Below are 22574 nucleotides of genomic sequence, written 5' to 3'. Positions count from 1 at the left end.
ATGGCAGTAGGATCCAAGGATCTGGCTCCCGCACAGCTGGACGGTTTCGACAACGAGCGTCTCGTTGAAGAACTCCGCAAGGCCAAGGAAGAGCTGTTCAACCTGCGTTTCCAGTCCGCCACCGGACAGCTGGAGAACCACGGTCGTCTGCGCGCGGTAAAGAAGGACATCGCCCGCATCTACACCGTTCTCCGTGAGCGCGAGCTGGGCATTCGTGCCGAGGTTGCCGCACCGGTTGTGGAAGCCAAGGAAGAAAAGAAGTCCAAGAAGGCAGCAACCAAGAAGGCCGACAAGGCTGAAACGGTTGAGACCGAGGAGGATGCCAAGTGAGTGAAAAGGACGAGAACGTGACCGAAACTGCTACCGCAGCCACGGCTGAGCAGCGCGGTTACCGCAAGACGCGTCGCGGCTACGTGGTCTCTGACAAGATGGAAAAGACCATCGTTGTCCAGGTTGAAGACCGCGTGAAGCACGCCCTGTACGGCAAGGTCATCCGCCGTACCTCCAAGGTCAAGGCCCACGACGAAGAGAACACCGCCGGCATCGGCGACCTCGTTGTCATCGCCGAGACCCGTCCGCTGTCCGCCACGAAGAACTGGCGGCTCGTGGAGATCCTCGAGAAGGCCAAGTAGCACCTGCTGCTTCGGTATCCGGAAGCCCCTGCTCCCTTTGGGAGCGGGGGCTTCCGCGTTTAACAGCTGCGCCCCGTCACGCTGGGCATGCTTTCAGGGACGGGACGACGGCGGTCGCGGGTCTGGGGGAGTGGCAGGGTGGGCCAATAGGCTGCGGTGCGTGACGCCGTCGTCCCCCTCGACGCTCTCTCACTTAACGCCTGTTTTTAACGGACGCTCTCTCACTTAAAGCCTGTTTTTAACGGACGCTCTCTCACTCCTCTCAGGAAAGTGAGGGAGCGTCAACCGAAAGGGCACATCAAGTGAGGGAGCGTCAACCGAAAGGGCACATCAAGTGAGAGAGCGTCCCAGGCAGCCTGCGGGAAGTGGTGGGGCGTTGCTTGAAAAGGTGCAGGAGGTGGTGGAGCGGACGACGGCGGTGCGGCGGCTTCCTGCGCAAGTAGCAGGTCAGGCGGGACAAAAGGCTGCCGTGCGTGTCGCCGTCGTCCGTCTTGCGGGGGAGCGCCGGCGGTGATATGGGGATGGGCGGAAAACGTGCTAGGATATTGAGTTTGTATGGCGCCCTTAGTGCGCCGACATCAACCTCGTAAACAAGCGTGCCACGGCATAGTGCCCCCTTGCGCCCAGGATTTCCTGGACCGGATGGGAGCAACTGCTTCTGGCACGGGCGTTTAGGCCTGGTCTGGCAAAATCCAGGCAGGTCAAGAGACACCCCGATCAACCGTTCCGCAAGGCTCATTCCGTAGGAAGATTTTCGGTCTGAGAACCGGCGCGACGCAAGGAGTAAATAGTGATTCAGCAGGAGTCGCGACTCAAGGTCGCCGACAACACGGGTGCTAAGGAAATCCTTACCATTCGCGTTCTCGGTGGATCCGGCCGTCGCTACGCAGGCATCGGTGACGTCATTGTCGCCACCGTCAAGGATGCAATTCCCGGCGGCAACGTAAAGAAGGGCGATGTTGTTAAGGCAGTCATCGTCCGTACCAAGAAGGAACGCCGCCGTGCGGATGGTTCCTACATCAAGTTTGACGAGAACGCAGCTGTGATCCTGAAGGGCGACGGTGACCCCCGCGGTACCCGTATCTTCGGACCGGTTGGTCGTGAACTGCGTGACAAGAAGTTCATGAAGATCGTTTCTCTGGCTCCGGAGGTGCTCTAGTCCATGGCTAAGATCAAGAAGGGTGACCTGGTTCAGGTCATCACTGGCGCCAAGGCTGAGCGCGGCGGCGACCGCGGCAAGCAGGGCAAGGTCCTGCGCGTGTTCCCCGAGACCAACCGCGTGCTGGTCGAAGGCATCAACCGCGTTACCAAGCACACCAAGGTCGGTCAGTCGCAGCGCGGCACCAAGACCGGTGGCATCGAAGTTGTTGAAGCTTCGATCCACATCTCCAACGTGGCTCTGGTTGACCCGTCCACCAAGAAGCCCACCCGCGTCGGTTTCCGCACCGAGACCGTTGAGCGCAATGGCGTGAAGCGTGAAGTGCGCGTGCGCGTGGCCAAGAGCTCAGGGAAGGACATCTAATGACTGAGACTCTCGAGACTCCGGCAACGAAGATCGTTCCTCGTCTGAAGACCAAGTACGCCGAATCCATCAAGAGCACGCTCATTGAGGAATTCAAGTACGAAAACGTCAACCAGGTTCCGCGCCTCGTGAAGGTCGTTGTGAACATGGGTGTTGGAGATGCCGCCAAGGACTCCAAGCTGATCGACGGCGCTGTCCGCGACCTCACCCAGATCACCGGCCAGAAGCCGCAGGTAACCAAGGCCCGTAAGTCGATCGCTCAGTTCAAGCTGCGCGAAGGCATGCCCATCGGTGCACACGCTACCCTGCGTGGCGACCGCATGTGGGAATTCCTGGACCGTCTGGTCACCCTCGCACTGCCCCGTATCAGGGACTTCCGTGGTCTCTCCGGCAAGCAGTTCGACGGTAACGGCAACTACACCTTCGGTCTGACCGAGCAGGTTATGTTCCACGAGATCGACCAGGACAAGATCGACCGCGTCCGCGGTATGGACATCACGGTTGTCACCACTGCCAAGACCGATGACGAAGGCCGCGCGCTGCTTAAGGCGCTTGGTTTCCCGTTCAAGGCCGAAGACTAATCTAACTACGTAAAAGGTCCGGCGGTCCGGCTTCTGAATCCGTTCAGGAAAGCAGCACCGCGGAAACCGTTATGAGGAAGGGCAAGAGCCCACAATGACAATGACAGATCCTGTCGCAGACATGCTTACGCGTCTGCGCAATGCAAACTCGGCATACCACGATTCCGTGTCCATGCCGTACAGCAAGCTCAAGGCACGTGTTGCTGACATCCTCAAGGCCGAAGGCTTCATCGCCGGCTGGAAGGAAGAAGACGCTGAGGTTGGCAAGAAGCTGACCATCGAGCTCAAGTTCGGACCGAACCGCGAGCGTTCAATCGCTGGTGTTCGTCGTATTTCCAAGCCGGGACTGCGCGTTTACGCAAAGTCCACCAACCTGCCGCACGTGCTGGGTGGCCTGGGTGTCGCAATCCTGTCCACCTCTTCCGGCCTCCTGACTGACAAGCAGGCCGGCAAGAAGGGCGTGGGCGGCGAAGTCCTCGCTTACGTCTGGTAACGGGAAAGGAAGAGAATAATGTCACGTATTGGACGTCTCCCCATCACCGTTCCTGCCGGCGTTGAGGTCAAGGTTGACGGCTCTGTCGTCAGCGTTAAGGGTTCCAAGGGCGAGCTGAACCACACTGTGGCCAGCCCGATCGAGGTCACCCTGGATGCAGACACCCTGACTGTCGCCCGCCCGAACGACGAGCGCGCCTCCCGTTCACTCCACGGCCTGACCCGCACCCTGATCTCCAACATGATCGAGGGCGTTACCAAGGGCTACGAGAAGAAGCTTGAAATCGTCGGTACCGGTTACCGCGTTCAGGCCAAGGGATCTGACCTTGAGTTCGCTCTCGGCTTCAGCCACCCGGTCAATGTCTCCGCACCGGAGGGCATCACCTTTGCAGTTGAGACCCCGACCAAGCTCTCTGTTTCAGGTATCAACAAGCAGCAGGTCGGCGAGGTTGCTGCCAACATTCGCAAGCTGCGGAAGCCGGACCCCTACAAGGGCAAGGGCATCCGTTACGCCGGCGAAGTCATCCGCCGCAAGGTCGGAAAGGCTGGTAAGTAACCATGGCCATCTCAATTAACAAGAAGCGTACGAACAAGAGCAAGTCTGCCCAGCGCAGCCGCCGCCAGCTTCGTATCCGTAAGCGCATCTCCGGTACGGCTGTACGTCCTCGTCTGGTCGTCAACCGTTCCGCACGCCACGTATTCGTCCAGGTTGTCGATGACACCAAGGGCCTGACCGTAGCGAGCGCCTCCACTCTGGAAGCCGACCTTCGTGCATTCGACGGCGACAAGACTGCCAAGGCCAAGCGCGTTGGCGAACTCGTCGCAGAGCGTGCCAAGGCTGCCGGTATCGAAGCTGTTGTCTTCGACCGCGGTGGTAACAAGTACCACGGCCGGATTGCCGCCGTCGCTGACGGTGCACGTGAAGGTGGGCTGTCACTGTGACGGAAGCAAACAAGGAAAAGGACACTGTGTCTGCAGATCAGAAGGCTACCGAAGCCGTAGCTGCCGCTGAGACCACTGCGCCCGCAGCTGCCGATGACCGCCGTGGTGGCGCTCGTCGCGGTGAGCGTGGCGACCGTGGCCAGGGCCGCGGCGACCGTGGTGGCCGTGGCGGCCGCGACGGCGGCCGTGAAGCCGAGAAGAGCCAGTTCGTAGAGCGCGTTGTCACCATCAACCGCGTCTCCAAGGTGGTCAAGGGTGGTCGTCGCTTCAGCTTCACCGCCCTGGTCGTCGTCGGTGACGGCAATGGCATGGTCGGCGTTGGCTACGGCAAGGCTAAGGAAGTTCCTGCCGCAATCGCGAAGGGCGTTGAAGAGGCTAAGAAGTCCTTCTTCCGCGTTCCCCGCGTTGGCAGCACCATCCCGCACCGCGTCCAGGGTGAGGCCGCTGCAGGCGTCGTAATGCTGCGTCCGGCTTCCGCCGGTACCGGTGTTATCGCCGGTGGCCCGGTCCGTGCAGTACTGGAGTGCGTGGGCATCCACGACATCCTCTCCAAGTCGCTCGGTTCCTCCAACGCCATCAACATCGTTCACGCGACCGTTGATGCCCTGAAGCGCCTCGAAGAGCCGGCAGCAGTGGCAGCACGCCGCGGCCTGCCCCTCGACGAGATCGCTCCGCCGGCACTGGTGAAGGCTCTCCTGAATTCGAAGGCGGGTGTCTAGTTATGGCTAAGAACCTGATTCCCTCCGACGTCCAGTTGGAGATCACTCAGATCAAGTCCGCCATTGGCGGCAAGCAGAACCAGCGCGACACCCTGCGGTCCCTCGGCCTGAAGCGGATCGGACACACCGTTGTCCGCACCGCCGATGCCGTCACCGTGGGAATGCTGAACACGGTTCCGCACCTGGTACAGGTAGAGGAGGCGAAGTAAATGGCAGAGAACACTGCTGACAAGGCACAGAGCGCCGCTGCTGAGAAGCAGAACGCCCTGAAGGTTCACCACCTGCGTCCCGCCCCGGGTGCCAAGACCGCCAAGACCCGCGTTGGTCGTGGTGAAGGCTCCAAGGGTAAGACCGCCGGTCGTGGCACCAAGGGTACTGCAGCCCGCTACCAGGTCAAGGCTGGCTTTGCCGGCGGCCAGCTGCCGCTGCACATGCGCCTGCCGAAGCTGCGCGGCTTCAAGAACCCGTTCCGGGTTGAGTTCCAGGTTGTAAACCTGGACAAGCTCAACGAGCTGTTCCCGGAAGGTGGCGCAGTCACCGTGGAGAACCTGGTCGAAAAGGGTGCCGTTCGCAAGAACCAGCCCGTCAAGGTGCTGGGCACCGGCGACATCACCGTCAAGGTTGACGTCACCGCCCACGCATTCTCGGCCAGCGCCGCTGAAAAGATTGCTGCAGCAGGCGGAAGCACCACCGCTCTCTAGAGCCGGTGGGCGCCAAGCCCGTTGTTGAACTCCCGGTCTCCGGGGCCAAGGCCCTGGAGACCGGGAGTTTTTCACATCCGCCGGGCGTATTTTTCCCGCCACCCGCCGCATGCGCGCTTTCCCGGATTGTTCGCATGGCGCATCCAACCGTTAGACTCGGTTGTTGGGATTTATAGATCCCCATCACAACTCTTATTAACACCACCAGGAGGACGCTTGCTTAGCGCATTTGGCCGGGCCTTTCGCACGCCTGATCTGCGACGCAAGTTGTTGTTCACGCTGGGAATCATCACCATCTTCCGCTTGGGTGCTTTCATTCCCTCGCCAGGTGTGGACTACCAGAATGTCCAGCAATGCTTGCAGAACGGTCAGACCGCAGGCGGCCTGTACCAGCTCGTTAACCTGTTCAGCGGCGGCGCGTTGCTCCAGGTGTCCATCTTTGCCCTCGGCATCATGCCGTACATCACGGCAAGCATCATCGTCCAGCTGCTCCGGGTGGTGATTCCCCGGTTCCAGCAGCTCTACGAAGAGGGCGCGTCCGGGCAGTCCAAGCTGACCCAGTACACGCGGTACCTCACCATCGCGCTGGGCCTGCTGAACGCCACCACCCTGGTCTCCCTGGCGCGGTCCGGGCAGCTTCTTCCCGGCTGCAACCTGCCGATCATCCCGGACACCAGCGTGATCACCACCATCCTGATCATCATCACCCTGACGGCCGGCACCGGCCTGATCATGTGGATGGGTGAGCTCGTCACCGAGAAGGGCGTGGGCAACGGTATGTCCCTGCTCATCTTCACGTCCATCGCGGCCACGTTCCCCACCTCCCTCGGCGCCATCTGGAGCTCGCAGGGTCCCGGAACGTTCTTTATGGTCCTCGCCATCGGCCTGTTGACCGTGGCCCTGGTGGTCTTCGTTGAGCAGTCGCAGCGCCGCGTGCCGGTGCAGTACGCCAAGCGCATGATCGGCCGCCGCACCGTGGGAGGTACCAGCACGTACATCCCCATCAAGGTCAACATGGCCGGTGTTATCCCCGTGATCTTCGCTTCCTCCATGCTGTACCTGCCGGGCCTGATCTCCCAGTTCAACCAGCCCCGGCAGGGCGAGCAGATCCAGCCTTGGGTGGAATGGATCAACAACAACCTGGTCCGCGGTGACCAGCCGATCTACATGGTGCTTTACTTCGCCATGATCGTTTTCTTCACCTACTTCTACGTCGCGATCACCTTCAACCCTGAAGAGGTCTCGGACAACATGAAGAAGTACGGCGGCTTCATTCCTGGTATCCGCGCGGGCAAACCGACCGCTGACTACCTGCAGTATGTGCTGTCCCGGATCACCCTGCCAGGCGCCCTGTACCTGGGCTTCGTGGCGCTGATTCCGCTGGTGGCACTGGTACTGATCAACGCGAACCAGAACTTCCCGTTCGGTGGCACCTCGATCCTGATCATGGTGGGCGTTGGCCTGGAGACCGTCAAGCAGATTGATGCGCAGCTACAACAACGTCACTACGAAGGGCTTTTGCGATGACGAGAATGCTGATTATTGGACCTCCCGGTTCCGGAAAAGGAACGCAGGCAGAGCGGATCTCGGAGCGCCTCGGCGTTGTGGCGATCTCCACCGGCGACATCTTCCGTGCAAACGTAAAGGGCGAAACGCCGCTTGGCATTGAAGCCAAGAAGTATATGGACGCCGGCGACTTCGTTCCGGACAGCGTGACCAACAAGATGGTGCGCGACCGCCTCAGCGAGTCCGACGTCGAAAACGGCTTCCTCCTGGACGGCTACCCCCGCACCACGGCGCAGGTGGACTACCTCGATGAGATCCTCGCCAAGGGCGAAGAGAAGCTCGACGTCGTCCTGCAGCTGACCGCCGACGACGAGGAACTGGTCCACCGCCTCCTCGGCCGGGCCAAGGAAACGGGCCGGAGCGACGACAACGAAGCCGTCATCCGCCACCGCCTTGACCTGTACCACGAGCAGACCGAAGCCGTGGTGGCCAAGTATGCCGAGCGCGGCATCCTTACCCAGGTGGACGGGATCGGCCCCATCGACGAGGTCACGGACCGCGTCATGCAGGCCATCAAGGCCGCACAGGCTGCCTGATCCAGGCAAAGCATTTCCGAGGCTCCTCCCGGTAAACGGGAGGAGCCTCAGCCATTTGAAAGGAAACACCATGGCCTTTGGCCAGCCCCGTATCGAATACAAGACCAACGCCCAGATGCGCACCATGCACGAAGCAGGCCTGGTCCTGAGCCGTGCCCTGGATGCAGCGGTTGCAGCAGCCGTGCCCGGAGTTACCACCAAGCACCTGGACGACGTGTTCGCTGCTGTGCTGAACGAAGCCGGCGCGAAGTCCAACTTCCTCGGCTACCACGGCTTTCCGGCGACCATCTGCACCTCCGTCAATGAGGAGGTGGTGCACGGCATCCCCGGCAGCCGTGTGCTCCGCGACGGCGACATCATCTCGATCGACGGCGGCGCAATCGTGAACGGCTGGCACTCCGACTCGGCGCGCACCGTTATTGTGGGCACCGCGGACCCCGAGGACCAGCGCCTCTCCGACGTCACCCGCGCAGCCATGTGGCGGGGCATCGCCGCACTGGCCACGGGCAAGCACGTGGGCGACATCGGCGCCGCAATCGACGATTACGTATCCTCCGTGCCGGGCAAGCCGCTGGGCATCCTCGAGGACTATGTGGGGCACGGCATCGGCTCTGAAATGCACATGGCCCCGGACGTGCTCAACTACCGCACCAGCCACCGCGGCCCCAAGATCCGTCCCGGCCTTTGCCTGGCGATCGAGCCCATGCTGGTGCGCGGCAGCATCGACACCGCCGTGCTTGAGGACGACTGGACCGTTGTCACCACGGACGGCAAGCGCTCCTGCCAGTGGGAGCATTCAGTGGCGGTCCATGACAAGGGCATCTGGGTGCTGTCAGCGCCCGACGGCGGCGCGGAGCATCTCGTGCCCCTCGGCGTCACCCCCGTCCCCATCCCATAGTTTCCGCTCGCCCAGCCCAACCAGGTAGCGCCATGTGTCGTTTTGACCCTTCAAAACGACACTTGGCGCTACTTGGTTGAGGGAGGGGGAACAATGGGTGCCATGGGAGCAATCACCGACGTGCCCGGGATCAGGGTTGGCCACGTACAGAAGACTGACGCCGGCTGGCTAAGTGGCGTGACGGTGGTCCTGCCCCCGCCGGCCACGGTTGGATCAGTCGATGTCCAGGGCGGCGGACCGGCCACCCACGAAACGGATGCACTCGATCCCACCACCCTGGTCAGTGCGGTGGACGCCGTGGTGCTTACCGGCGGCAGCGCGTACGGCCTGGTGTCCGCGTCAGGCGCCCAGCGCTGGTGCGAGGAAAACAACCGGGGCTTTGCGGTGCCCGGGGGAGTAGTGCCCATCGTCCCGGCAGCCGCGATCTTCGACCTGGGCCGCGGCGGTGACTTCTCAGCCCGTCCGACGGCGGAGATGGGTTACGCCGCAACCGCCGCCGCCGCTGCGCAAAAGGACGGGCACGACGTCGGACGCGGCAATGTGGGTGCCGGCACAGGAGCGTTGCTGGCCCGAACCCATAAAGGCGGAGTAGGTACGGCATCAATCGCACTCGAAAACGGCATTGTTGTGGGGGCAATTGCTGTTGTGAACGCGCTGGGACTGCCATTTGACCAGAACAAACCTGAAGTACCAGCGCCGGTGAAAGCGGCCACCACGACGAACACCACGCTGGTTGTTGTGGCAACGAACGGAGTCCTGGACGTGGCCGAATGCAAGCGGACTGCTTCAGCCTCCCATGCCGGGATCGCCCGGGCACTGAATCCTTCGCACACTCTTGGCGACGGGGACACGGTTTTCTGCTTGTCCACCCAAGCTGTGGCGCTCGACCGCACGGACGAAGCTGCCCGGCAGGTCAGTCTCATCGCGCTGCAAAGCGCGGCAGCCGACGTCGTCCGTTTGGCCATCCTCGACGGCGTGGCCAGCGCGGAAGCCGTGAGCACTCCGGCCGGTGATTATGGTGCGTACGGCGCCCGGTAGGTTAGTATTGCCGATTTAACTTTTACAGCGATACGGAGTAGTGTTGTTTGTTGGTTGTCTGGACTGCCACGCCCTTTTGGGGCCTGGAACTGACAATCGATCCAACAAAAACGTTCGTGGTCATGCCCGGTGCAATCCGGCAGGACTGCGGCAACAACAGTTAGCGGAGGGTATGGCCAAGAAGGACGGGGTCATTGAGATCGAAGGCGTTGTGACTGAGGCGCTGCCTAACGCGATGTTTCGCGTTGAGCTCACCAACAAGCACATCGTACTGGCACACATCTCTGGAAAGATGCGTCAGCACTACATCAGGATTCTCCCTGAGGACCGCGTAGTGGTGGAGCTGAGCCCGTACGACCTCACCCGTGGTCGTATCGTCTACCGCTACAAGTAAATTGCTGGGCGGCTTCAGTGCGAACTGATGTCCGCTCCAGTTGACCAACTGCCACACGCAAAGGAATGCCATGAAGGTCAAGCCGAGCGTCAAGCAGATCTGCGAAAAGTGCAAAGTGATCCGCCGTAATGGCCGGGTCATGGTGATCTGCGAGAACCCGCGCCACAAGCAGCGCCAGGGCTAATTTCCCTTCTCGGGAAATCCTGGGTTGCTAACCCACGCAAGTAAATAAAGGCAGCACAAGCTGATCTGGAACATTGAGCTCGAAAGAGTCCGGACAGCTAACCCCCGGTCGGAGGCTGGGGCCGCACAGAACGTGCGGGTGTACTGCCTACGACCTCCGGTTTATCAAGGAGTACTGCCACTATGGCTCGTCTCGCTGGCGTAGACATTCCCCGCGAAAAGCGGCTGGAAATTGCGCTTACTTACATCTACGGCGTGGGCAAGACCCGTGCACACGAAACCCTGGCTGCCACTGGCATCAGCGCTGACGTTCGCGTCAAGGACCTGACTGATGCACAGCTGGTTGAGCTGCGTGACTACATTGAAGGCAACTACAAGGTTGAGGGTGACCTTCGCCGCGAAGTAGCAGCAGATATCCGCCGCAAGGTTGAAATCGGCAGCTACGAAGGCCTGCGCCACCGCAAGGGCCTGCCCGTACGCGGACAGCGTACGAAGACCAACGCCCGTACCCGCAAGGGCCCGAAGCGCACCGTCGCCGGCAAGAAGAAGGCCCGTTAAAATCCCCGCCGGGATTAACGGACTTTCCCCCGATAACTTTCTGTAGGAGAAATAATGCCCCCGAAGACTCGTGGCGCGGTTCGCAAGCCGCGTAAGAAGGACAAGAAGAATATCGCGCTTGGCCAGGCGCACATCAAGAGCACTTTTAACAACACCATCGTTTCCATCACGGATCCGAACGGCGCTGTTATCTCTTGGGCTTCCTCAGGTGAGGTTGGCTTCAAGGGCTCGCGTAAGTCCACTCCGTTCGCTGCCCAGATGGCTGCCGAAGCCGCTGCCAAGCGCGCCCAGGAGCACGGCATGCGCAAGGTTGACGTTTTCGTCAAGGGACCGGGATCCGGACGCGAGACCGCGATCCGTTCGCTGCAGGCCGCAGGCCTCGAGGTTGGCTCCATCCAGGACGTCACCCCCGCTGCGCACAACGGCTGCCGCCCGCCGAAGCGCCGCCGCGTCTAAGGCTTTCCACGCCGCATGAGCTTGCCCGGACCGTCGATGGTCCGGGCAAGCCCAGCGCGTTAAGTCTTCAGACCGAATTTCCACCACCTGTGTTGCGTCATATAGCGGATGCTCGCCGAAAGGAAACCTAAGTGCTCATTGCACAGCGCCCCACCCTCTCCGAAGAGGTAGTTTCAGAAAACCGTTCGCGTTTCATCATTGAACCGCTGGAACCGGGCTTCGGCTACACCCTCGGAAACTCCCTCCGCCGTACCCTGCTCTCCTCCATCCCCGGTGCTGCTGTAACCAGCATCCGGATCGATGGCGTGCTGCACGAGTTCACCACGGTTCCGGGTGTCAAGGAAGATGTCACTGAGATCATCCTGAACATCAAGAGCCTCTCGGTTTCCTCCGAGCACGATGAGCCGGTTGTCGCTTACCTGCGCAAGCAGGGCCCCGGAGTCGTCACCGCCGCGGACATCGCTCCGCCGGCCGGCGTCGAATTCCACAACCCGGATCTGCACATTGCCACGCTGAACTCGAAGGGCAAGTTCGAACTCGAACTGACCATCGAGCGCGGCCGCGGCTACGTTTCGGCAGCTCAGAACAAGTCCGGCGACGCAGAAATTGGCCGTATTCCGGTCGATTCCATCTACTCGCCGGTGCTGAAGGTTACTTTCCGCGTGGAAGCAACCCGTGTTGAGCAGCGCACCGACTTCGACAAGCTGATTGTCGACGTCGAGACCAAGCAGGCCATCGCCCCGCGCGATGCCGTCGCTTCCGCAGGCACCACCCTGGTGGAGCTCTTCGGTCTGGCACGTGAGCTGAACACCGCAGCTGAAGGTATTGAGATCGGCCCGTCGCCCACCGACGCTGCCCTGGCAGCCGACATGGCCCTGCCGATCGAGGATCTGGACCTCACCGTCCGTTCCTACAACTGCCTCAAGCGTGAGGGCATCCACACCGTGGGTGAACTCGTTGCCCGCTCCGAGGCTGACCTGATGGACATCCGTAACTTCGGTGCCAAGTCCATTGACGAGGTCAAGGCAAAGCTGGTTGAACTGGGCCTGTCCCTCAAGGACTCGCCTCCCGGTTTTGACCTCGCAGCACGCGCCGCAGCAATCGAAGAGGACGACGCCGCCTTCGGCGACGACGAACTCTAAACCAGACCTTGGCCGGCGGGCAGGGCACCATGGTGTGCCCGGCCCACGGCTTCCATTTGAGGAGAAACAATTATGCCTACCCCCACTAAGGGTCCGCGCCTCGGAGGCGGCCCGGCTCACGAGCGCCTCATGCTCGCGAACCTGGCAGCATCCCTGTTCGAGCACAAGCGGATCACCACCACGGTCACCAAGGCCAAGCGCCTGAAGCCGTACGCAGAGCGCCTGGTGACCTTCGCCAAGCGTGGCGACCTCGCTTCCCGCCGCCGCGTGCTCGGCCTGATCAGCAACAAGGGCGTCGTCCACGAGCTGTTCACCGACATCGCCCAGGCTGTGGAGAACCGCGACGGCGGCTACACCCGCATCACCAAGATCGGCAACCGCAAGGGCGACAACGCTCCCATGGCTGTCATCGAACTGGTTCTCGAGCCGGTTTCCGCCAAGCAGGCTGTAGTCGCTGAGGCTACCGCCGCTGCCAAGCGGGATGCAGACAAGGCTGCTCCGGTTGCCGAGGAAGCTCCCGAGGCTGAGGTTGCCGAGACCGAAGCTGCTGAGGCTCCTGCCGAGGACGCTGCAACTGAAGAGGCAGCAACCGAAGAGGCTCCGGCCGCTGAGGAAGCTCCTGAAGCTCCCGCTGCCGAGGAGAAGGACGCGAAGTAATTCGCTGATTTTCTTCGCATAGACTTAGTTCTATGAACGACCAAAAACCCGCGGCCCCCGTAATGGGGGGCGGCGGGTTTTTGCGTGTCCGGCTTGACGTGTCGTACGACGGCGGGCCCTTCAGCGGGTGGGCGCTGCAGCCGGGCCTCCGGACGGTCCAGGGCGTCCTTGAGGAGGCCCTGCACATGCTCCTCCGGCGTGCCGTCCGCGTGACTGTTGCCGGGCGCACCGACGCCGGAGTGCATGCCCGCGGCCAGGTGGTCCACCTGGACCTCACGGAATCCGAGTGGCTGGGCCTGCCGCGCGGGCACGAACTGGATCCCGCCGTCGCCATGCTCCGCAGGATCCGCGGCGCCCTGAGCCGGGTGCTCGGTGACCTCACCGGCGCAGTGGAGGTACACAGAATCTCGCTGGCGCCCCCCGGCTTCGACGCCCGTTTCTCCGCCCTCTGGCGGCGCTACAGCTACCGCATCGCCGACGGCCCCGCCCTGTGGGACCCGCTGGGCCGGTACTCCACCCTGTGGCACAAGAATCCGCTGGACGTTTCGCTGCTGAACGAGGGCGCTGCCAAGCTCCTGGGGCTCCAGAATTTCCTGTCGTTCTGCAAGCCCCGTGAGGGTGCCACCACCATCCGCGAGCTCCAGCGCTTTGAGTTCGCCCGGTCGGAGGACGGCGTCATCGTGGCCACCGTCCAGGCCGACGCCTTCTGCCACAACATGGTTCGGGCCCTGATCGGTTCGGCTCTGTACGTGGGGGAGGGCGTGGAGGAACCGGCCTGGCTCCACGAACGGCTGCTCGCCAGGAAGCGGGATGCCAAGTCCGTGCTGGCCGCCCCGCACCCGCTGGTGCTGGAGGAAGTGGCGTACCCGTCCGACGACGAGCTGCTGGCCCGCGCCGAGCTCACCCGGGCGCTCCGGGAGTAGCCCCCGCCCGCCCCCTAGAATGACGGCGGCGGGCCCTCCGCCGGCAGGGTCAGCGTGAAAGTGCTTCCCTGGCCTTGCCCGCTGACACACGTGATGTGCCCGCCGTGGCGCTCCACAATCATCTTGGTGATGGACAGGCCGAGGCCGGCGCCGGCGATGGCGGCGCCCTTGGCGGACTCCGTTCGGAAGAAGCGCTTGAAGACCCTGGTGGTGTCCTCGCTGCTGATCCCCATTCCGGTGTCGCTGACACTGAGCTGCACCCAGTCGTCGGTGCTGCGGGCGCTGATGCTCACCTTCCCGCCGTCGGGCGAGTACTTGATGGCGTTGGACACCAGGTTGTCCAGTGCCTGCCCGATCCTGAGCGGGTCCGCGTAGGCCCACAAGGGCGAGGGAACGTCTGCCGTGAGCCGGATGTTCGCATGCTCCGCCTGCGCCTGGGCCGAACCGATGCTGGTTTCCACGAGGCTGGCGAGGTCCGTGCGTTTGGGGTGGACGTTAAGTGCGGCCGACGCCGAAGCGGACAGGTCCGCCACGAGCGCCAGCAACCGCTCAGCGTTCCGCTGAACCACCAATAGGCGCTGGGCCACCTGGGGCGGCAGGGCGGCGACGTCGTCGAGTACCAGGTCCACGTTGCCGATGATGGAGTTCAGGGGTGTCTTGAACTCGTGGGTCACGTTGGAAACCAGTTCCTGGTTGGCTGCCAGGGCTTCCACCCAGCCGGTGACGTCGCTGTAGACCACCACAGCTCCGGTGAATTGGCCGTCCTCGCCGACGAGGGGCCGGGCCGCCGTCGAGACTGCGCGTTGCTCCGTTCCCTCTCCGGCCCACACCAAGTAGTCGGCGAATGACTCCCCGGCGATGGCGCGGCTGATCGGACGCTTCTCCGGCGGCAGCAGGGTCCGCCTGTCCTGGCCAAAGATCAGCTGGTGGCCCTGGCCGGGCATGGCGTCGTCGGCACCGGTTGCCCGGCGGAAGTTCCGCTGCCGGTCGTTTGAAACGAGGAAGTGGCCGGAACGGTCGACGGCGGCAATCCCGACGTCGGTGGCGTCAAGGACCGTCTGAAGCAGCTTTTCACGCTCACGGCTCTCACGGAGCAGCTTCCGAAGTTCCTTGTCCTTCTGGGCCAGTTCGCGTTGCTGCAGCCGGACGTGCATGCTCGCGAACCTGATGGCGAGGGAAACGGAAAGCATCATGAGGGGGAAGAGCAGCGTGGTGGTGATGTCCGAGGGCGTCAGGTTGGGAAACCGCCCGGCCAGTGAGGGAACCATGATGAGCATGGGGCCGAAAAAACTGAGGACCAGGCTGCTCCTGGCGAGCATGCCCGAGGCGGAAAGCCAGATCACCGGGAACACCGCCAGGACGGCAAGTCCCGGGAGGAGGGGCGCGGCGCCGTTCCGGAGAAGCCCGATAGCGACGAAGTCGAGGATGGGGATCAGCAGGTAGGGGCGGTGCGCCAGCCGCTCCCACGGGACCAGAAGGCAGCCGAGGATGAGGATGCCGGAAAGGAGGATCCCGGCCAGGAAGAGCGGACTGTGCAGCAGCGTGGGCCACGCGAACGGGGTGGCAATGGCAAGGGCCGCCACGATCAAAGTCAGGGGCAGTTGGCACAGGGCAACCTGCGACCGCGGCCCGAGGCGCTGGAAGAAGCGGGCAGGTCCGCGTGGAAAAAGCCCCTCAGCCATGACCCCGGCTACGGCCGCCGCTCAGGCTACGGTGGATTGTCACTTGGATATTCACCGCTGGGGCAACAGAATTCCCGTTGAGCAAGGTGGCACATCCTCTCCGGCTCGTAATCCACATACTTGTCATAATAATTGACTTTTCAAATGCAATGTTGAAACAGATGTGATCAGCACGGCTTACTTGTAGCGTATAAAGGGTTGGAGCGGGTATGGCATTAGCGCTGGGCTGATGGGGGGCCATAACCGCCTGGCGCAGGGATATCAATGGACGATCTTGGTGTGGCTGTAGTAATCGAAGACGACGCCGACGTGCGCAACCTCCTCGAAGGAGTGTTGAGCCAGGCCGGCTTCGAGGTGCATACAGCGGTTGACGGGCGGGCCGGAGTGGAAGTGGTCCGCGCCAAACAGGCGAACGTGGTGACGCTGGACATCGGACTGCCGGACATCGACGGGTTCGAAGTGCTGCGGCGGATCCGCAATTTCAGCAACGCCTACGTGGTGATGCTGACCGGCAGGACCGAGGAGCCGGACCTGCTGTCCGCCCTTAACGCCGGTGCTGACGACTACATTGCCAAGCCTTTCCGACCCCGCGAGTTGAGGGCACGGGTGGCGGCGATGATGCGCAGGCCCCGGCACGAGGTCAACACGCAGAGACCGGCGTCATCCGTCTGGGGAGCAGCGCCCGCTGCGCCTGTTGCGGCCGCCCGGCTGGAGGATTCCGCGGTCCTGCACCACAACGGCCTGGCGCTGAACCACCGGACACGCACGGTGGAAATCAACGGAGAGCCGCTCGGGCTCACGCGAAGCGAGTTTGATCTGCTCCACGTCCTCCTGCGCGGCGGCGGGGCGGTCTGCACCCGGGCCGACCTTGTCCGGGCTGTGCGCGGCGACTTCTACGGTGAGGACACTTATATCAGCGAGGCGGACGAGCGGGCCGTTGAGGTCCACATCGGCAACCTGCGGCGGAAGCTTAAGGAAGATGCGGTGTCGCCGCGCTGGCTGCAGACGGTGCGGGGAGTCGGGTACAGGTTGGCGCCCGGCAGGCCGGACGCTGTCTAAGCCGTTCTGCAAAAGGCCGGCGTCGGGTCAGGCTAGCCGTTTTTGAGAATGTACGTCGCCTGGAGTTCGGATACCGTCTGGCCGCCGTCCTGGGCAACCCGTTTCATCAAAGCTTGGCCCTGGCCGAAGTCGCCCCGCCGGATCAGTACTTCCAGCAGTTCAGCCAGTTTCGCCAGGCGCACCCCGCCCACCATGGCGGAGCTGATCTTCAGGCTGATGACGGCATCGAGAGCCGATTCGCTGTCCTGGCTGTCCACCGCTGCAGCCAGCCGCGTGCAGCGCTGGTCCCACATGGCGGCATAATCGCGGGCGAAGCGCTGGGCGAGGCCGGAGCCGGCAAGTTCGTCTTCCAGCTCCTCCAGCACGGCCGCGTCAACAAGCGGCAAGAGCCCGGCCGCTTCCTGTGAATACCCGGAACCGGTAACCGCTGTGATCCCGGGCTGCGGCGGATTCGCAGGTGCGCTCCTGTCGCTGGAGCCGGGATCGGGACTTTGCATTCTTCAAGGCTACTTCCTGGGTTGAATTGGTTGGCCTATTTTGGGTGATCCTGTGTAAACCTTGAGTCATTTTTGCGGCCATACACTTCCGCCCTATTGGCTGCTGAAAGTCACGATCGTGTTGATGACGGCGGGTCCGAGAATGGCGATGAACAAGACCGGGAATATGAAGAACAACAACGGGAAAAGGATCATCACGGGGAGCTTCATGGCCTTTTCCTCCGCCCGCTGCCTCCGCTTGACCCGCATGACTTTCGCCTGGACGCGGAGCACCCGGCTGATGGCGATGCCATACGTGTCTGCTTGGACCACGGCCTGCACAAAGCTCCGCAGCTCTGGGATGTTGGTCCTTTCCGCCAGCGCAAGGTAGGACTCCCTGCGGCTGCGGCCAACCTGCATGTCCTGCAGGGTGCGGACCAGTTCTTCGGCAAGCGGCCCCTTGCCGTTTTCCCCTGCCCGTGCCATCGCGCCTTCGAAGCCCAGTCCGGCCTCCACGGAGATCAGCATCTGGTCCAGCGTGTTGGCCAGCTCCAGTTGCATCACCTTTTGGCGCTCCTGGCCCTTGCTGTAGAGCAGCAGGTCCGGAATAAAGTAGCCGAGGACCAGGACGAAAAGACCTGCCAGTTTCATCAGGGGGGTGCTTCCAATGGCGGTGACGTAAAAGCCCAGTCCGGCTCCCGTCACGCCTATCGCCAGCTTGGAACCCAGGACCTTACCCAACGGCATGGATGCCGGCCGGCCCGCGAGGGCCAACAGACGGTCCAGGAAGGCGACGTACGCAGGGGGAGTGAGGCGCCTGCCGATGGTCTCAAGCAGGCTCGGCTTGCCGCTGGGCTCAACGTCCACCAGGGCGGCGCCGCGGGACAGCAGATCGCTGACCGCCACGCGGCCCTGTCTGTCCACGCTGAGAACGGACCACGCGAGCCCAGCCAGGGGGACACACACCAGCAGGATGGAGAGGAGAACTATCAAATTCACAGTGTCCTCAAAACTTCAGGTCGATGATCTTGCGCATCCACAATGCGCCGATGGTCATGAGGACAAATGACGCCCCAATCATTGTCCAGCCCAGTGGATGGGTGAACATCGGGTTCATGTAGTTCGGGCTTACGGAGACGAGCATGCCCACTATGCCGAAGGGCATCGCGATGAGGATATAAGCCGAGAACTTGCCTTCGGCCGCCAATGCCTTGATGTGGCCCTTGATCTCGCTGCGCTCGCGGATGGTTTCGTTGACCTGGTCCAGGACGTCCGCCAGGTTGCCGCCCACTTCGCGGTTGATCTGGATGGCTTGCGAGATCCAGACAAAATCCTCATTCTTCATCCGGTCCGCAGTGTCGTTGAGTGCTGCCAGAAGGTCCCGGCCCAGGCTGGTTTCGGTGATGACCCGCCGCATCTCTTCCGACGTCGGCTTTTGCGACTCGCTGGCTGCTGCGTCGATGGCGCGAAGGATGCTGTGGCCGGCACGCAGGCCGCCGGAGAGAAGCTGGAGGGTGTCACCGAGTTGGCCGTCGAAAGCAGCCCGGCGTTTCCCCGCGAGGAATCCGAGGACGAGCTTTCCGACGAACGGCGCCAGCAGTGCAAGGAGGATACCCACCAGCGGACCCACGGTGACAGTGCCTACAAGCATTCCGATGCAGGCACCGATGCCCACCAGCAGGAAGAATTCAGCCTGGCTCAGACGGAGCCCGGCGTTTTCGAGTTCCGCGCGGGAGAACAGGGAGACGTTGCGTCCGTGCAGGAGCCGTTCGAAAGAGCGGACGGCGGAGAGTGCGAATCGCGTCAGGGAGGATGGCGGCTCAGGATCAAACGGACGACGGCGGTCCAGCGGCACCGAGGGGGCGCCCGGCAGAATCACAGCGACACCAAGCAGGCAAACGGCCACGAGCAGGATGACGGCTCCAGCAGCAAGAATCATGGCTGTGCCTTATCTTCCGGGGGTGGCGTGGCTGGCAGGAACTTGGGGACCGGCAAAGACACTGGGGGACACATGGATGCCCAGGTCTTCGAAACGGTCAATGAACCGCGGCCTGATTCCGGTGGCAACCGGCTTGCCCAGGAAGCGCCCGTGGGCATCAACACCGGCGGAGTAATCGAAGACGAACGCGTCCTGAAGGGTCACGATGTCTCCTTCCATGCCCTGGACTTCCGTGACGTGGGTGATCCGGCGCGAGCCGTCGCGCAACCTGGAGATCTGGACGATGAGGTTGACGGCGGAGGCGATCTGCTCACGGATGGCGCGTAGCGGCAGATCCATCCCGGCCATTAGCACCAGGGTTTCGAGCCTCGCTACGGCATCGCGGGGCGAGTTGGAGTGCACGGTAGAAAGGGAGCCGTCGTGGCCCGTGTTCATGGCCTGCAGCATGTCCAGCGATTCCCCGCCACGGACCTCACCCACCACGATCCGGTCGGGCCGCATGCGGAGGGAGTTACGGAGCAGTTCGCGGATGGTTACTTCACCCTTGCCCTCGGTGTTGGGGGGCCGGCTTTCGAGCCGGACTACGTGCTGCTGCTGGATTTGCAGTTCCACCGCGTCCTCGATGGTGACGATCCGTTCGTCAGCGGGGAGGAATGAGGACAGCACGTTAAGCAGGGTGGTCTTGCCCGTACCCGTACCACCGGAAACGATGATGTTGAGCTTGGCTTTGACGCAGGCGTTCAGCAGTTCAGCCATTTCGGGCGTCAGCGTCCCGAAGTCAATCAGGTTGCGGACCGTCAGCGGGACCTTGCTGAATTTACGGATGGTGAGCGACGAGCCGCCCACGGCCAGAGGAGGAATGACGGCGTTCACACGGGACCCGTCCTCGAGGCGGGCGTCCACCAGCGGGGAGGATTCGTCGATGCGGCGGCCGACCTTCGAGACGATACGCTCGATGACCTTGCGCAGGTGCTCTTCGGAGCTGAACCGGGACTCGGTGAGCGTCAGTTTGCCTTTCCGCTCCACATAGATTTGGTCCATCCGGTTTACCATGATTTCCGTGACGGCCGGATCATCCAGTAGTCGCTGGAGCGGACCGTAGCCCAGCACATCGTCGGCCACATCGCGGATCAGCCGGGTGCGTTCCTCGGCGGTGAGCGGGACCTGCTCTGCGTCTATGATCCGGGTCAGTTCCTCTTTGGCGGTGGCCCGGAGCTCGTGCTCGGTGACGGCAGCGTCGTTAAAGCGCGCGCCCATCCGCTCGAAAAGGGCAGTGGCCGCCCGGTGCTTCATGGCTGCGAAGACATCCACGGGCTGTGCCTTGGGCACTGCGGGGGTGCCGGCGTCGGACGCTGGAGTTACAGGAGGCTGCTGGGCAGGAAGGCGCCGGGGCCCGCTCTCCCTCACCGGAGCGGGGGGAGCGGCAGGGCGGGGCGGTTCAAGCAAGGCGACGTTGCTGGCGGATGCCTGGCTGCGGTCCTGAACCGCGCTGATCCGTTCGGAGAGCTTCATCAGATGACCACCCTTCGGTGAACTTTGCGCTGGGCCTGGGCACGCCAGGCCGGATTGAACCGCTCCACCAGCTGGCGGAGGCTCTTGACGGCGGGGTCCTTCTTGGATTCCTGGAGCACGGGGATGCCCCGGTTGGTGGAGAGCGCCACGGCGCGGGACCGGGGGACGCTGACGTCCACGGGCGCGCCGATGGTGGATTCGACATCCTGCACGTTGAGCCCCGCTTTGGCGTCTGCCATGTTCAGGACAACGTGCCGCGATTCGGGCATGATTTCCAGCTGCCGGAGCACTTCCAGTCCCGAGCGCAGGCCGCGGAGGCTGGGGATGTCCATGGCGCTGACCCAGACGACGTCGGTGCATTGTTCCATGGCAGCGAGGCCGATCTCGGGCATGCCCGGTGCGGTGTCGAGAACCACATACTGGAACTCCTGGGCCAGCTGCTCCAGCAGCCGGCTGATCTGTTCCGGCGTGATGTGGTCCGCGTCCACCGGGCTGGGCGGAGCGCACAAGGCGTAGATACCCGCCGGGTGCACAGTTAGAAAAGCCTTGAGGACCAGGGAGTCTTGGGCTGCCGCCGGTGAGACCGCATCCGTCACCGTGTGTTCGGGGTTGAGGTAGAGGCCGGACGCGACATCGCCGAACTGCAGGTCAAGGTCCACAATGACCACGCTCATGGGAGCTATCTGGCCGAGGCCGATGGCGATGTTGGTGGCAAGGGTCGTCTTGCCGACGCCGCCCTTGGGGGAGAAGACGCCGATCACCAGGCCCTTGCCGCCATTTTCAGTCGGCGGCGCCGCATGGTCGCGGTGCCGGGTGGCGAAGGACTGGCAAGCCCGTTCCAGTAGGACGCGGATATCCGCGGCTTCCGCCTGGGGGCTGAGGATGTCCCGGATACCGGCGCGCATGGCGTGCAGCAGGAAAGACGGATCCACGTCGCTGACCAGGACCAAGCTGAGGTTGGGCAGCTGGACGTCGAAGACCTTGGCGAACCGCAACGCTTCCTCGTAGGGGACGTCCGGTCCGATGATCAGCACTTCGGGCTGCTCCTGGTTGAGGAGGGCGAATAGTTCCGCCGGACCTGCGGGGAGAATGTCGGAGGCAATAGTTTGCACGGATCCGCGGAGACCGTTGGCGACGGCGGCGCGCAGCTTCTGGTCGAAGTCACCGTTGGGGGAGAGGAGGACGAAGCGGCTCACTTGTACACCCCTTCCTTGCGTTCGACGCGGGGTCCGTTGTCCTGGGCATCGAGGGGTTCCTTGGTGAGCCAGAGCCTGCCGAACTCAGAGGCGAAAACGATCTTGCCGGCGTCGATATCGCTGACGGCGACGGTGAGCATGAGGGAGCCTTCTGGGAACGTGGTGTCCTGGGGGTCGGAGCCGTCCGCGGGCTTTTCGGCGCTCGCGGCCTGGGGCGCACGCTGGACCGCGGTGACGAGGACTTTGCGTACTGTCAGCTGGGTGGTTGCGTCTTCGGGCTTCGCTTTGTAGGCCCCGTTCTCGAAAGTAAGGAAGATTCCCACGTGCTCGCCGACGTCAATCCTGCCGCCTACCACGCGCTTCGCTTCCACCTCGAAGGAAACTTCCTGGAGGCCAGGGGGAACCTCGATGGCGCCCTGTGCTTTGACGTCTGCGGGGGCGATGAGCCGCTCGGCAAGGAGTTGCTCGCCGGGCACGAGGTCGACGGCGCTGACAGTTCCGGCCTTGTTGTCCAGCGTGCTGAGCGCGGACTCTGACTTTCCGGCGGCGGGGACTTTCTCGATCGCCAGTGAAACCGCCATGTCATTGACTGGGGTGCCCGCGGGGATGGCTTCCTTCACGACCAGGACATCCACGGGTTCTGTCGATGCCAAGGCACGCTGGTCTGCACCGTTTGCGTAGAAGATGATGAGGATCGCCCCCACGAGCGCCAGGGCAACCGCGGCCGTACCGGCGAGCAGGCGAGACTTCACTTTCAACTCCTGGATATG

General features: G+C 62.9%; 30 protein-coding genes. 23 read left to right on the top strand and 7 right to left on the bottom strand.

Annotated elements, in window-relative coordinates; genetic code table 11:
- From rpmC to AC5RUQ_RS07950, 22 genes are all read left to right on the top strand, one after another.
- Positions 1–330, top strand: coding sequence for a 50S ribosomal protein L29 (gene rpmC / locus AC5RUQ_RS08055; protein ID WP_163161897.1), 330 nt, complete (start codon positions 1–3; stop codon positions 328–330).
- The gene (rpsQ, locus tag AC5RUQ_RS08050; RefSeq protein ID WP_104042537.1) at positions 327–632 is read left to right on the top strand and encodes a 30S ribosomal protein S17; all 306 of its coding nucleotides are present in this window, start codon (positions 327–329) and stop codon (positions 630–632) included. The genes rpmC and rpsQ overlap by 4 nt, the downstream gene beginning before the upstream one ends.
- Positions 633–1422: 790 nt before the next feature.
- The gene (rplN, locus tag AC5RUQ_RS08045; protein ID WP_009358299.1) at positions 1423–1791 is read left to right on the top strand and encodes a 50S ribosomal protein L14; all 369 of its coding nucleotides are present in this window, start codon (positions 1423–1425) and stop codon (positions 1789–1791) included.
- Positions 1792–1794: 3 nt separating this feature from the next.
- Positions 1795–2154: a 50S ribosomal protein L24 gene (gene rplX / locus AC5RUQ_RS08040; RefSeq protein ID WP_056626626.1), complete on the top strand. Its 360-nt coding sequence runs from the start codon at positions 1795–1797 to the stop codon at positions 2152–2154.
- The gene (gene rplE / locus AC5RUQ_RS08035) at positions 2154–2735 is read left to right on the top strand and encodes a 50S ribosomal protein L5 (RefSeq protein WP_066277862.1); all 582 of its coding nucleotides are present in this window, start codon (positions 2154–2156) and stop codon (positions 2733–2735) included. The genes rplX and rplE overlap by 1 nt, the downstream gene beginning before the upstream one ends.
- Before the next feature lie 94 nt (positions 2736–2829).
- Positions 2830–3228, top strand: a complete 399-nt coding sequence (gene rpsH, locus AC5RUQ_RS08030; protein WP_050054318.1) for a 30S ribosomal protein S8 — start codon at positions 2830–2832, stop codon at positions 3226–3228.
- An 18-nt stretch (positions 3229–3246) separates the two neighbouring features.
- The gene (gene rplF / locus AC5RUQ_RS08025; RefSeq protein WP_050054319.1) at positions 3247–3783 is read left to right on the top strand and encodes a 50S ribosomal protein L6; all 537 of its coding nucleotides are present in this window, start codon (positions 3247–3249) and stop codon (positions 3781–3783) included.
- Between the two features lie 2 nt (positions 3784–3785).
- Positions 3786–4169: a 50S ribosomal protein L18 gene (gene rplR, locus AC5RUQ_RS08020; RefSeq protein ID WP_163161903.1), complete on the top strand. Its 384-nt coding sequence runs from the start codon at positions 3786–3788 to the stop codon at positions 4167–4169.
- Positions 4166–4888 carry a 30S ribosomal protein S5 gene (rpsE, locus tag AC5RUQ_RS08015; protein ID WP_163161905.1) on the top strand — a complete coding sequence of 241 codons (723 nt, stop codon included), beginning with the start codon at positions 4166–4168 and terminating at the stop codon, positions 4886–4888. The genes rplR and rpsE overlap by 4 nt, the downstream gene beginning before the upstream one ends.
- Before the next feature lie 2 nt (positions 4889–4890).
- Entirely contained in the window at positions 4891–5097 is a 207-nt protein-coding gene (gene rpmD / locus AC5RUQ_RS08010) for a 50S ribosomal protein L30 (protein ID WP_163161907.1), read from the top strand.
- Positions 5098–5589: a 50S ribosomal protein L15 gene (gene rplO / locus AC5RUQ_RS08005; protein ID WP_163161909.1), complete on the top strand. Its 492-nt coding sequence runs from the start codon at positions 5098–5100 to the stop codon at positions 5587–5589. It abuts the gene before it with no gap.
- Between the two features lie 216 nt (positions 5590–5805).
- Positions 5806–7116 (top strand): preprotein translocase subunit SecY, encoded by a 1311-nt coding sequence (secY, locus tag AC5RUQ_RS08000; protein WP_163161911.1) that lies wholly within the window; start codon positions 5806–5808, stop codon positions 7114–7116.
- A gap of 5 nt (positions 7117–7121) precedes the next feature.
- The gene (locus AC5RUQ_RS07995; RefSeq protein ID WP_205484239.1) at positions 7122–7691 is read left to right on the top strand and encodes an adenylate kinase; all 570 of its coding nucleotides are present in this window, start codon (positions 7122–7124) and stop codon (positions 7689–7691) included.
- A 70-nt stretch (positions 7692–7761) separates the two neighbouring features.
- Positions 7762–8589, top strand: coding sequence for a type I methionyl aminopeptidase (gene map / locus AC5RUQ_RS07990; protein WP_493946793.1), 828 nt, complete (start codon positions 7762–7764; stop codon positions 8587–8589).
- Positions 8590–8691: 102 nt separating this feature from the next.
- Positions 8692–9627 (top strand): P1 family peptidase, encoded by a 936-nt coding sequence (locus tag AC5RUQ_RS07985; RefSeq protein WP_493946792.1) that lies wholly within the window; start codon positions 8692–8694, stop codon positions 9625–9627.
- Between the two features lie 172 nt (positions 9628–9799).
- Entirely contained in the window at positions 9800–10021 is a 222-nt protein-coding gene (gene infA / locus AC5RUQ_RS07980) for a translation initiation factor IF-1 (RefSeq protein ID WP_009358723.1), read from the top strand.
- Positions 10022–10091: 70 nt separating this feature from the next.
- Positions 10092–10205, top strand: a complete 114-nt coding sequence (gene rpmJ, locus AC5RUQ_RS07975) for a 50S ribosomal protein L36 (RefSeq protein WP_009358722.1) — start codon at positions 10092–10094, stop codon at positions 10203–10205.
- Between the two features lie 182 nt (positions 10206–10387).
- A complete protein-coding gene (rpsM, locus tag AC5RUQ_RS07970) occupies positions 10388–10762 on the top strand; it encodes a 30S ribosomal protein S13 (RefSeq protein ID WP_003803743.1) in 375 nt (124 codons plus the stop codon).
- Positions 10763–10816: 54 nt separating this feature from the next.
- Positions 10817–11218 carry a 30S ribosomal protein S11 gene (gene rpsK, locus AC5RUQ_RS07965; protein WP_018769149.1) on the top strand — a complete coding sequence of 134 codons (402 nt, stop codon included), beginning with the start codon at positions 10817–10819 and terminating at the stop codon, positions 11216–11218.
- Between the two features lie 131 nt (positions 11219–11349).
- Entirely contained in the window at positions 11350–12360 is a 1011-nt protein-coding gene (locus AC5RUQ_RS07960; protein ID WP_013601812.1) for a DNA-directed RNA polymerase subunit alpha, read from the top strand.
- Positions 12361–12432: 72 nt separating this feature from the next.
- Entirely contained in the window at positions 12433–13017 is a 585-nt protein-coding gene (gene rplQ, locus AC5RUQ_RS07955; RefSeq protein ID WP_493946791.1) for a 50S ribosomal protein L17, read from the top strand.
- 32 nt (positions 13018–13049) lie between these two features.
- A complete protein-coding gene (locus tag AC5RUQ_RS07950; RefSeq protein ID WP_493946790.1) occupies positions 13050–13940 on the top strand; it encodes a tRNA pseudouridine synthase A in 891 nt (296 codons plus the stop codon).
- A 14-nt stretch (positions 13941–13954) separates the two neighbouring features.
- Here the strand turns inward: AC5RUQ_RS07950 and AC5RUQ_RS07945 are convergent, their stop codons facing one another.
- The gene (locus tag AC5RUQ_RS07945) at positions 13955–15622 is read right to left on the bottom strand and encodes an ATP-binding protein (protein WP_493946789.1); all 1668 of its coding nucleotides are present in this window, start codon (positions 15620–15622) and stop codon (positions 13955–13957) included.
- A 264-nt stretch (positions 15623–15886) separates the two neighbouring features.
- Here AC5RUQ_RS07945 and AC5RUQ_RS07940 point away from each other — a divergent pair, with 264 nt between their 5' ends.
- Complete coding sequence (locus AC5RUQ_RS07940; RefSeq protein WP_493946788.1) at positions 15887–16681, top strand: response regulator transcription factor; 795 nt, start codon at positions 15887–15889, stop codon at positions 16679–16681.
- A 32-nt stretch (positions 16682–16713) separates the two neighbouring features.
- Here AC5RUQ_RS07940 and AC5RUQ_RS07935 read toward each other — a convergent pair whose 3' ends face one another.
- The 6 genes from AC5RUQ_RS07935 to cpaB form a co-directional block, all read right to left on the bottom strand.
- Positions 16714–17178: an Hpt domain-containing protein gene (locus tag AC5RUQ_RS07935; protein ID WP_493946787.1), complete on the bottom strand. Its 465-nt coding sequence runs from the start codon at positions 17176–17178 to the stop codon at positions 16714–16716.
- A gap of 93 nt (positions 17179–17271) precedes the next feature.
- Positions 17272–18156, bottom strand: a complete 885-nt coding sequence (locus AC5RUQ_RS07930; RefSeq protein WP_493946786.1) for a type II secretion system F family protein — start codon at positions 18154–18156, stop codon at positions 17272–17274.
- A 7-nt stretch (positions 18157–18163) separates the two neighbouring features.
- A complete protein-coding gene (locus AC5RUQ_RS07925) occupies positions 18164–19096 on the bottom strand; it encodes a type II secretion system F family protein (protein WP_493946785.1) in 933 nt (310 codons plus the stop codon).
- Between the two features lie 9 nt (positions 19097–19105).
- On the bottom strand, positions 19106–20608 hold the full coding sequence (locus AC5RUQ_RS07920) for a TadA family conjugal transfer-associated ATPase (RefSeq protein WP_493946784.1): 1503 nt from the start codon (positions 20606–20608) through the stop codon (positions 19106–19108).
- On the bottom strand, positions 20608–21804 hold the full coding sequence (locus AC5RUQ_RS07915) for a CpaE/TadZ family protein (protein WP_493946783.1): 1197 nt from the start codon (positions 21802–21804) through the stop codon (positions 20608–20610). The genes AC5RUQ_RS07920 and AC5RUQ_RS07915 overlap by 1 nt, the downstream gene beginning before the upstream one ends.
- The gene (gene cpaB / locus AC5RUQ_RS07910; RefSeq protein WP_493946782.1) at positions 21801–22556 is read right to left on the bottom strand and encodes a Flp pilus assembly protein CpaB; all 756 of its coding nucleotides are present in this window, start codon (positions 22554–22556) and stop codon (positions 21801–21803) included. Before cpaB ends, AC5RUQ_RS07915 begins: the two co-directional genes overlap by 4 nt.
- Positions 22557–22574 lie beyond the last annotated feature (18 nt).

This window comes from Arthrobacter sp. MDT2-3, from assembly GCF_059090465.1.
The sequence above is the reverse complement of the archived record's forward strand: the minus strand, read 5'-3'. Positions and strand labels throughout refer to the sequence as shown.

Excerpts from the sequence above, each read along its gene's own strand:
- rpmC (WP_163161897.1), top strand. The coding sequence starts at position 1 with ATGGCAGTAGGATCCAAGGATCTGGCTCCCGCACAGCTGGACGGTTTC.
- rplX (WP_056626626.1), top strand. The coding sequence starts at position 1,795 with ATGGCTAAGATCAAGAAGGGTGACCTGGTTCAGGTCATCACTGGCGCC.
- rplE (WP_066277862.1), top strand. The coding sequence starts at position 2,154 with ATGACTGAGACTCTCGAGACTCCGGCAACGAAGATCGTTCCTCGTCTG.
- rpsH (WP_050054318.1), top strand. The coding sequence starts at position 2,830 with ATGACAATGACAGATCCTGTCGCAGACATGCTTACGCGTCTGCGCAAT.
- rplF (WP_050054319.1), top strand. The coding sequence starts at position 3,247 with ATGTCACGTATTGGACGTCTCCCCATCACCGTTCCTGCCGGCGTTGAG.
- rplR (WP_163161903.1), top strand. The coding sequence starts at position 3,786 with ATGGCCATCTCAATTAACAAGAAGCGTACGAACAAGAGCAAGTCTGCC.
- rpmD (WP_163161907.1), top strand. The coding sequence starts at position 4,891 with ATGGCTAAGAACCTGATTCCCTCCGACGTCCAGTTGGAGATCACTCAG.
- rplO (WP_163161909.1), top strand. The coding sequence starts at position 5,098 with ATGGCAGAGAACACTGCTGACAAGGCACAGAGCGCCGCTGCTGAGAAG.
- AC5RUQ_RS07995 (WP_205484239.1), top strand. The coding sequence starts at position 7,122 with ATGCTGATTATTGGACCTCCCGGTTCCGGAAAAGGAACGCAGGCAGAG.
- map (WP_493946793.1), top strand. The coding sequence starts at position 7,762 with ATGGCCTTTGGCCAGCCCCGTATCGAATACAAGACCAACGCCCAGATG.
- AC5RUQ_RS07985 (WP_493946792.1), top strand. The coding sequence starts at position 8,692 with ATGGGAGCAATCACCGACGTGCCCGGGATCAGGGTTGGCCACGTACAG.
- infA (WP_009358723.1), top strand. The coding sequence starts at position 9,800 with ATGGCCAAGAAGGACGGGGTCATTGAGATCGAAGGCGTTGTGACTGAG.
- rpmJ (WP_009358722.1), top strand. The coding sequence starts at position 10,092 with ATGAAGGTCAAGCCGAGCGTCAAGCAGATCTGCGAAAAGTGCAAAGTG.
- rpsM (WP_003803743.1), top strand. The coding sequence starts at position 10,388 with ATGGCTCGTCTCGCTGGCGTAGACATTCCCCGCGAAAAGCGGCTGGAA.
- rpsK (WP_018769149.1), top strand. The coding sequence starts at position 10,817 with ATGCCCCCGAAGACTCGTGGCGCGGTTCGCAAGCCGCGTAAGAAGGAC.
- rplQ (WP_493946791.1), top strand. The coding sequence starts at position 12,433 with ATGCCTACCCCCACTAAGGGTCCGCGCCTCGGAGGCGGCCCGGCTCAC.
- AC5RUQ_RS07950 (WP_493946790.1), top strand. The coding sequence starts at position 13,050 with ATGAACGACCAAAAACCCGCGGCCCCCGTAATGGGGGGCGGCGGGTTT.
- AC5RUQ_RS07945 (WP_493946789.1), bottom strand. The coding sequence starts at position 15,622 with ATGGCTGAGGGGCTTTTTCCACGCGGACCTGCCCGCTTCTTCCAGCGC.
- AC5RUQ_RS07940 (WP_493946788.1), top strand. The coding sequence starts at position 15,887 with ATGGACGATCTTGGTGTGGCTGTAGTAATCGAAGACGACGCCGACGTG.
- AC5RUQ_RS07935 (WP_493946787.1), bottom strand. The coding sequence starts at position 17,178 with ATGCAAAGTCCCGATCCCGGCTCCAGCGACAGGAGCGCACCTGCGAAT.
- AC5RUQ_RS07925 (WP_493946785.1), bottom strand. The coding sequence starts at position 19,096 with ATGATTCTTGCTGCTGGAGCCGTCATCCTGCTCGTGGCCGTTTGCCTG.
- AC5RUQ_RS07920 (WP_493946784.1), bottom strand. The coding sequence starts at position 20,608 with ATGAAGCTCTCCGAACGGATCAGCGCGGTTCAGGACCGCAGCCAGGCA.